We start from the raw sequence: 7,766 nt of genomic DNA on the forward strand, positions 1-7,766 counted from the left end.
CACCCGGTAGCGGTAGACACGAATCATGCCGCTCATTCTAACGTGGGAATGCCGCCTCTCGGCGGCGCTCCTTTCACCCCCCGCCTTGAATGGCGAGGTTTCTCGGAGCAAATCTGATGAAACGGATTCCTGTTGCCCGCATCGCCACCTTCGCCATGGCTTGCAGCCTCTTCGCAGCCAATGCCAGTGCCGCCGACAGTGTCAGGCAGCGCCAGGTCGAACGCGCTGTGAACGATGCCATCCGCCCCCTGATGGCGGCGCACGGCGTCCCCGGCATGGCCGTTGCCGTCACGGCCGGCGGCAAGCGCTATGTCTTCAACTACGGCGTCGCGTCGAAGGCGGGCGGGCGCAAGGTCGATGGCGACACGCTCTTCGAGATCGGCTCGGTCAGCAAGACTTTCACCGCGACGCTTGCGTCCTATGGACAGGCCCGCGGCGCCCTGTCTCTGGCCGACCCTGCCGGGAAATACCTGCCGGCGCTCGCGGGAAGCAGCCTGGGCGCGACCAGCCTGCTCGATCTTGGCACCTATGCAGCCGGCGGGCTGCCGCTGCAGTTTCCGGATGCGGTCACCGATACCAGGTCGATGGTCGACTATTTCCGGGGCTGGCGCCCCAGATATGCCGCCGGCACCCATCGCCAGTATTCGAATCCCAGCATCGGCTTGTTCGGCTACCTGGCTGCCAGCAGCATGGGCCAGCCCTTCGATGACCTGATGGAGAAGACGCTGTTCCCGGCGCTGGGCCTGGCCCACACCTACATCAGGGTGCCGAAAGCGCGCATGGGCGACTATGCCTATGGCTATTCGAAAGACGGCAAGCCGGTCCGGGTGGCGCCCGGCGTGCTGGATGCCGAAGCCTACGGCGTGAAAACCACGGCGGCTGACATGATCCGCTTCGTCGAAGCCAACATCGACAGCGCCGGCCTGGACGACAAGCTGCGGCGTGCCATTGCCGGGACGCACACCGGATACTTCAAGGTCGGAGACATGGTGCAGGGGCTGGGCTGGGAAATGTACGCCTGGCCCACCCGGGTCGACAGCGTGCTGGCCGGCAGTTCACCGCAGGTCGTGCTCGAGGCGAACCCGGTGAGCCGGCTGGAGCCGCCGCTGTCATCGCCCGCCGATGTGCTGGTCAACAAGACCGGTTCGACCAATGGCTTTGGCGCCTACGTGGTCTTTGTGCCGGCGAAGCGGATTGGCATCGTGATGCTGGCGAACAAGAACTTCCCGGTGCCGGAGCGGGTAAAGGCAGCGTTTTGGATACTGGCGGTACTGGACGGTGTGCCAGCAGGGGCCGGCAGCCGGTAAGGGGAGGGCACGCCCTTCATCAAGGCGACACGTTGCCCAGGCAAGCTGCCTGGACCGCTCTTGCCGGTTGATCCGGCAAGGCATCGTCGCCCTGATTCTTATCCGATGAAGTCCACTCATGCTTGAACGCCGCCGTTTCCTTGCATCCACCTCCGCGGCCATTGCGGCCCCGATCGCCACCACCATCCTGAGCGCCTGCGGGGACGGTAATGCCGCCGACGCACCTGCCGCGATCTCCGATACGGAACTGCAGCGCCAGATGAACGCGCGCCTGGCGGTTCAGCTTAAAGACACCGCAGCTGCGGAGCAGATCTCGCCCCACGTGCTGGACTTTGCGCTCACCTGGCAGCCTCCGACCATCGCGGTATCCCGGCTGAACCGCATCGTGGCGTACGGGTTCGGCAACCGGCCGAACGCGCAAAGCGGCAACACGCCGACCAATGGCGGGAACCAGGCCGCACTGCCGGACCCGGGCCCCGTCAATGAAAAGCTCGCCGACACCGTCCATGCCATCTATCAGCAGCACCCGGTAAAGGTCTACGCGCAGTGGGAGATTGCGCGCTTCCTGAAGTCCAAGTACGGCCTGACCGATATGGTATCGATCGAGCCGGTGACCAATCCGGATGGCAGCATCACCTACCTGAGCACCGATGGCGTTGCCGCAAAGGTGGTGGAACTCGAACAGAACAATGCCGCCGGCATGGGGGTAGTGGGGGTCATTGGCTTCCGTGACCACGTCAAGCGCTGTGTGCTGACCTCGCGCGACCGCGGCATGAATGCCTTTGCCCCGGAAGGTGTGGAAATGCCTGGCGAATACGACGCGCAATCGGGCCAGTCCTGGACGCGTCGGCGCGACCTCTACCTGCTGCACGACATGTCCGCCCAGGTGCAGAGGCTGCGCGCCATGGCTATCGCGGCGGCGTACCCCAACGGCTAGCGCGCAAAAATATCCGGTTCTCCATGGAATAGTTCACGCGCCCCGCGTGTATACGCAGGTAATCCCCCGGCCGCCGGTGAACGCCAGGCCCGGAAAACAGGAGACCCTGCAATGCAACGGAGAACCCCGCGCAATGGCGTCGGCACTGCGGCACGCATCGTGCCGGCGCTGTTCCTATGGGCTGCAAGCTTTGCCGCGCCAGCCCAGGATGCCCACCGGCATCACCAAACCACCCCGGGGCAGGCACCGCCGCCCTTTGTCGCCAGCACCGCAAAGCCGTTTTCCGGCCTGATGGGTGACGCCATGGCCGTGATGGATCACGGCATGGCGCAGGCAGTCATGAACGGCATCCCCGACCACGACTTTGTCACCATGATGATTCCGCACCACCAGGGCGCGATCGACATGGCCAAGGCGCTGCTGCTGTATGGCAAGGACCCGGAGCTGCGCAATCTTGCCCAGGGCATCATCACCGAGCAGCAAAATGAGATCCGCCTGATGCAAGCCTGGCTCCAGCGCAGCCAGGCCAGGACACCTGGCGCCGCCAATCCTCGCTAACCCACGGACATACACCGCCCGCATCAGGACCGACTCATGAAAAGACATGCCCTTATCCTTGCCGTGGCCGCGCCTCTCGCAGTCGCCGCGCCGCAGCCACAGGATCGCGTTTATACCGCTGACCAGAACAGCAACACCGTTTCAGTGATCAATCCGGTGAGCAACACCTTGCTTGGGCAGATCCGCCTCGGCAACGCGCGGCCGGACGTGCTGTCGCCGCTATACAAGGGCGAACTCAATGTCCATGGTCTTGGCTTCTCGCCTGACCATCGGACCCTGATCGCGATCTCGAACGGCTCGAATTCCGTCGCGTTCATCGATACCGCAACCAACAAAGTCAAGGGCATTGCCTATATCGGCCGCTCACCGCATGAGGGCTTCTTTACCGCGGATGGAAAAGAGGTGTGGGTAGTCGTCCGCGGCGAAGACTATATCTCCGTCATCAACCCGGTGACGTTCCGTGAAACCCGCCGCATCCAGACCACGGCAGGGCCGGGCATGGTGCTGTTCCATCCTGCCGGCAAGCTCGCCTTCGTAGTCTCCAGCTTCAACCCCGTGGTGGATGTCATCGATGTCAAGGCACACAAGGTGGTCAAGCGGCTCAATGTCACCAGCCCGTTTTCACCGTTCCTGCAGTTCACGCCGGACTTCCGCGAGGTGTGGATGACGCACAAGGACGTGGGCAAGGTTACCCGCATCGACACCGAAAAACTGGAAGTGAAGGGCGTCTTCGACACCGGCTTCATCACCAATCACCTTGCCTTTGCCAGGACTGCGCGCGGCACGTTCGCCTATGTGACAGTGGGCGGCGAAAACGTGGTCAAGGTATTCACAACCGAGGCCGAACCGCGGCTGGCCGCGACCATTCCGGTCGGCGCGCTGCCGCACGGCATCTGGGCTGCCGACGACAGTTCACGCATCTATGTCGGCCTGGAAAACGGCGACGCCGTGGACGTGATCGACACCGCAACGAACCAGGTCATGAGCCGCGTGCCGGTGGGCCAGGCGCCGCAGGCACTGGTCTATGTCTCCAACGCCGTGCCAGGCGGCGAAGGGACCGCGAACCTTGTGCCGAGAGCGAACAGCGATCCGGTCAACATCGCCCTCAGGCCGGTCAATGGCGATGCCAAGGGCTTTGTGGTTGCGCGCAATCTTGGTGTTGTCGACGCGTTGGAAGTATCCCTGTTCAAGCTGAAGCCGCAAACCACCTACAGCGTCTATGTCGCAGGACAGGCCACGCCCGTGGCAAGCTTCCGCACCAATGCGGCCGGCATGGCCAATGGCACCGCCATTGGCCCGCTGCGCGAAGTCGTGACGACGCTTTCGCCAAAGAGCGCCACCCCAGCGAAGCTGATCGTCATGGAGGGCGATGCGGCGGCGGATCCGGCTAGGGCGGTGTTGGTGAGCGTGCCGTGAGCTGAGCGACCTGGGTTGGCGGATCCCCGGCTAGAGCGCCAGGATCCATCCGCCCAGCGCCGTGCCGGCCACCACCAGCACGGGTGACACGCGGCCGTAGACGAGCAGGCCGAAGGCCGCCAGCGCCAGGCCGAAATCCGCCTTCGAGTGAATCGCGCTGGTCCATACGGGGTCGTACAGCGCGGCGACCAAGACGCCAACAACAGAGGCATTGATGCCACCCATCGCGCTCTGCACCCCATCGCGCTGGCGCAGGCTTTCCCAGAATGGCAATGCGCCCGCCACCAGCAGAAACGCCGGCGCAAAGATCGCGAGAAGCAGTACCAGCGCGCCCACCCATCCACCCAATGGCGCGGGGGAGAGCGCCCCGAGGTACGCGGCAAAGGTGAACAGGGGGCCCGGAACAGCTTGTGCTGCACCGTAGCCCGCCAGGAATGCATCATTGCCGACCCAGCCAGGGGGCACCACGCCAGCCTGCAGCAGCGGCAGCACGACATGTCCACCCCCGAAAACCAGCGCTCCGGCCTGGTAGAAGACCGACACGGCCGACACCGCCATGGAACCGGTCACAGCGGCAAGGGCCGGGAGCAGCACCAGCAGCACGCCGAACAGCGCGAGAAGCAGAACGCCGACCCGGCGACTCACACCGTAGTTGAGATGCTGGGCAGGAGGCAGATGGTTCAGCTGCAAGGTCCAGCGCGCAACCAGGCCACCCAGCACAATGGCAGCAATCTGGCCCACCGCACCTGGCACCGCGAGGACCAGAAGCGCGGCCGCGACCGCGATGCCCGCGCGCAGCCGGTCCGGACACAGCGACCTGGCCATGCCCCATACCGCCTGTGCGACAACTGCCACGGCCGCCACCTTCAGGCCGTGGACTGCCCCGGAATCCGCTACGCCGGACCAGCGCGCAACGCCAAAGGCAAACAGGACAAGTGCAATCGCAGAGGGCAGGGTAAAGCCCGCCCAGGCGGCCAGCGCGCCAAGCCAGCCCGCCCGCTGCAGGCCCAGCGCCATGCCAACCTGGCTGCTGGCGGGCCCCGGCAGGAATTGACATAGCGCGACCAGGTCCGAGTAGCTCTTGTCGTCCAGCCAGCGGCGGCGCTCCACGAATTCGGTGCGGAAGTAACCCAGGTGCGCGATCGGGCCGCCGAATGAAGTCAGGCCAAGTTTCAGGAACGCCCGAAGAACCTCTGGAACCGTGCCACGTGTTGCGGCGTCAGCGGCGCGGTTTGTGTCCTGAGCGGGGCTGGGGGGCATCGGCGGTGTTCTCGGTTAAGGTTTCATCGACCAGTTCCGCGAGCCGTGGGCGCAAAGCCCCCAGTGCCTGCCGGCCCTTGTATAACGAATTTCGATATTGTATCGAGACTACCTCGGGGTGGCATCGGCAAGCCCGAAGGCTTGAAGGGCAACCTGTCGGGCTTCTGGTCGCGCCGCACCGACGACACGAACCGCCTGGTCTATGCGGCGGATGATGAAGGCTGCGCATTGTCAGCTGCTGCTACCACGACGGCGACAAGTAAGCTGACCACTTGCGCGTCAGGCGGGAAGCCAGAAGGCCCTGAGTGCCGCAACAGCAATGGGTGCCGCGTTTCGCCTCCTGACCGCCTTCGCCCGCCTCATCCCTTGCCATAGTACCGGCTGAGGTAGTCCACGATCTGAGGGATGTCTTCGTCCTTGATGGGGGCGCCGAACGCCTTGACCATCTTGTTCACCGTGGCGGTCCAGCCGTTGCGATCGAGGAAGACCGAGTTCATCGGGATGTAGTCGATGCTATGGCAGCTGATGCAGTTGGCCATGACCTTGTCCTTGCCGGCACCGTCCTTGATCCTGATGCTCGCCTCATCGGCCAGCGCATTGCCCGTCACCAGGATGAGGCTGAGCAGCATGGCTTTCATGGCATCTCCCTCACACGATTTCGACTTCGACCCGCTGGACCACATTGTGGTGATAGCCCGCGGGATTGTGGATCAGCTCGAACGTCTGGGTGGCGCCGGCGCGGTTGATGGCCCTGGCCATGACGGCAAGCTTGCCGCTCTTGCCGGGCGTGAACCGCAGGCTGAAGAGCCGGAAGGCGTAGCGCCCATGCTCCGGCCCAAGCTCGCTTGCTTGCCAGCTTCGCCCGCCGTCGGTCGAAACTTCCACGCGATAGATGCCGTAACCGCCGTCCCAGGCGATCCCCTTCACCTCCAGCACCGTGCCGCGCCGTATGCGCTGGCCCGGCAGCGGATTCGTCAGCAGCGAGTTCACCACCATCTCAGTGATTGGCATGTTGACGTCGGTTTCCTGGCTGACAAAGCGGTCGACCTGCGGAAACTTGCCCTTGGGGATGCGATAGGCGGGGTTCATCCAGAACCCGGACAGGGGCTTGGCCAGCGCATTGATCGAGACGATGTGCTTGACCCAGTACGTCGCGGTCCAGCCGGGCACGACGATGCGAGCAGGGTAGCCGTTCCAGTGCGGCAGCGGGGCGCCATTCATTTCCCAGGCGATCAGGGCGCTTTCCTCCATCGCCTTCCATGCCGGTATGCTCTTGACGAAGTCCGGCGTCTGCGCGATCACGGGTCTGTCCGCGCCGTCGAAGGCAATCTCCACGGCGTCCTTGCCGATCCCGGCCTTGGCTAGTACGTCCCTGAGCCTTGCGCCGCGCCATTTTGCATTGCCCATCGCGCCTGGCCCCCATTCCACGCCCGGCACGTGAGGCTGGAACAGGCCCCGCCGGTTGCCTGAGCACTGGCAAACCGCCGCCACCTCGAACGGCTCGAAGTCCTTCTTCAGTTGGGAAAGCGTCAGCTCGAACGGACTTGTGGCCGCCTCTCCGCCAATTCGCAGCCGCCAGTCGGCCTCGTTCACCTCGGGAATGGAAGCGAGGTGATAGCGCACGAAGAATGCATTGTTGGGGGTGAAGGCCTCACCGAAATATGCCAGTGGCGTTTCGTAGTTCGGTGGCCGGTAAGTCCGCTTGATGAGTGGCAGCTTGCCCGGCAGCGCGTCCAGCACCGCTGATTCCCGCGCGCCTTCAGGCAGTTCGGGCGTCATGTCTGCGACCGCCGCGAAAAGCGGTGCCGGCAGCAATGGCCCAGTGCCGGCGGCCAGCAGTCCGGCTCCGCGCTTGAGAAACGCTCTGCGTGTGGTCATGTCGCCCCCGTCCGAGGTCCACATGACATCACTCTAGTGCATGCCGCGCCATTGGCCCAGCAAGCGGCGGTCTGGCACCAAGCTCATCCTGGGGCGCGGAAGAGAGGCTCTCTCGCAGGCCAGCGTCGGGCCGAAGTCGGGAAGCTTGACGGCTTTCCGTCCGTCCGAGACCGGAGCCCGTCATGTCAGCAGGAGCCATTACCATGACGGTGCGGCAGATCGACCGGCTCAAGGTCGTTCAAGCGCTGGCAGATGGCTATCTCAAGCGCCTGCCACACTCGGACATTTGAACTTAGCCAGAACCGGACATTCTGGTTTGGCCCTTACAATCACTGTCCAGCGGGTTTTGAAAGGTCGGAGCGCCCGCTGAATTCAAATGTCGGTGCGGGCGTGCTTTTTGTGCGGAGTTG

General features: G+C 64.2%; 7 protein-coding genes and 1 pseudogene. 5 read left to right on the top strand and 3 right to left on the bottom strand.

The genetic code is table 11. The features are described 5' to 3' along the window. Positions 1-116 precede the first annotated feature (116 nt). The 4 genes from ampC to AC3WL8_RS39450 all read left to right on the top strand — a co-directional run bounded on the left by ampC (position 117) and on the right by AC3WL8_RS39450 (position 4,218). A complete protein-coding gene (gene ampC / locus AC3WL8_RS39435) occupies positions 117-1,307 on the top strand; it encodes a class C beta-lactamase (RefSeq protein ID WP_211981318.1) in 1,191 nt (396 codons plus the stop codon). Positions 1,308-1,425: 118 nt separating this feature from the next. Beyond that, positions 1,426-2,244, top strand: a complete 819-nt coding sequence (locus AC3WL8_RS39440) for a hypothetical protein (RefSeq protein ID WP_013952933.1) — start codon at positions 1,426-1,428, stop codon at positions 2,242-2,244. A gap of 111 nt (positions 2,245-2,355) precedes the next feature. Beyond that, positions 2,356-2,802, top strand: coding sequence for a CopM family metallochaperone (gene copM / locus AC3WL8_RS39445; RefSeq protein ID WP_153956799.1), 447 nt, complete (start codon positions 2,356-2,358; stop codon positions 2,800-2,802). Positions 2,803-2,838: 36 nt separating this feature from the next. Next, positions 2,839-4,218 carry a YncE family protein gene (locus AC3WL8_RS39450; protein ID WP_153956798.1) on the top strand — a complete coding sequence of 460 codons (1,380 nt, stop codon included), beginning with the start codon at positions 2,839-2,841 and terminating at the stop codon, positions 4,216-4,218. Positions 4,219-4,248: 30 nt separating this feature from the next. Here the strand turns inward: AC3WL8_RS39450 and chrA are convergent, their stop codons facing one another. Beyond that, the gene (gene chrA / locus AC3WL8_RS39455; protein WP_153956797.1) at positions 4,249-5,478 is read right to left on the bottom strand and encodes a chromate efflux transporter; all 1,230 of its coding nucleotides are present in this window, start codon (positions 5,476-5,478) and stop codon (positions 4,249-4,251) included. Between the two features lie 105 nt (positions 5,479-5,583). Between chrA and AC3WL8_RS39460 the strand changes: the two are divergent. Then, positions 5,584-5,741, top strand: a pseudogene (locus AC3WL8_RS39460) (type II toxin-antitoxin system YoeB family toxin); the annotation flags it as partial. 96 nt (positions 5,742-5,837) lie between these two features. On the opposite strand, the gene AC3WL8_RS39465 reads toward AC3WL8_RS39460, so the two are convergent. Beyond that, positions 5,838-6,116, bottom strand: coding sequence for a c-type cytochrome (locus AC3WL8_RS39465; protein WP_013952938.1), 279 nt, complete (start codon positions 6,114-6,116; stop codon positions 5,838-5,840). 10 nt (positions 6,117-6,126) lie between these two features. Next, the gene (locus AC3WL8_RS39470; protein ID WP_153956796.1) at positions 6,127-7,356 is read right to left on the bottom strand and encodes a molybdopterin-dependent oxidoreductase; all 1,230 of its coding nucleotides are present in this window, start codon (positions 7,354-7,356) and stop codon (positions 6,127-6,129) included. Positions 7,357-7,766 lie beyond the last annotated feature (410 nt).

It is taken from the genome of Cupriavidus sp. FW305-F7 (assembly GCF_058782875.1).

Coding starts and splice junctions, on each gene's coding strand:
- ampC (WP_211981318.1), top strand. CDS start 117: ATGAAACGGATTCCTGTTGCCCGCATCGCCACCTTCGCCATGGCTTGC.
- copM (WP_153956799.1), top strand. CDS start 2,356: ATGCAACGGAGAACCCCGCGCAATGGCGTCGGCACTGCGGCACGCATC.
- chrA (WP_153956797.1), bottom strand. CDS start 5,478: ATGCCCCCCAGCCCCGCTCAGGACACAAACCGCGCCGCTGACGCCGCA.
- AC3WL8_RS39465 (WP_013952938.1), bottom strand. CDS start 6,116: ATGAAAGCCATGCTGCTCAGCCTCATCCTGGTGACGGGCAATGCGCTG.
- AC3WL8_RS39450 (WP_153956798.1), top strand. CDS start 2,839: ATGAAAAGACATGCCCTTATCCTTGCCGTGGCCGCGCCTCTCGCAGTC.
- AC3WL8_RS39470 (WP_153956796.1), bottom strand. CDS start 7,356: ATGACCACACGCAGAGCGTTTCTCAAGCGCGGAGCCGGACTGCTGGCC.
- AC3WL8_RS39440 (WP_013952933.1), top strand. CDS start 1,426: ATGCTTGAACGCCGCCGTTTCCTTGCATCCACCTCCGCGGCCATTGCG.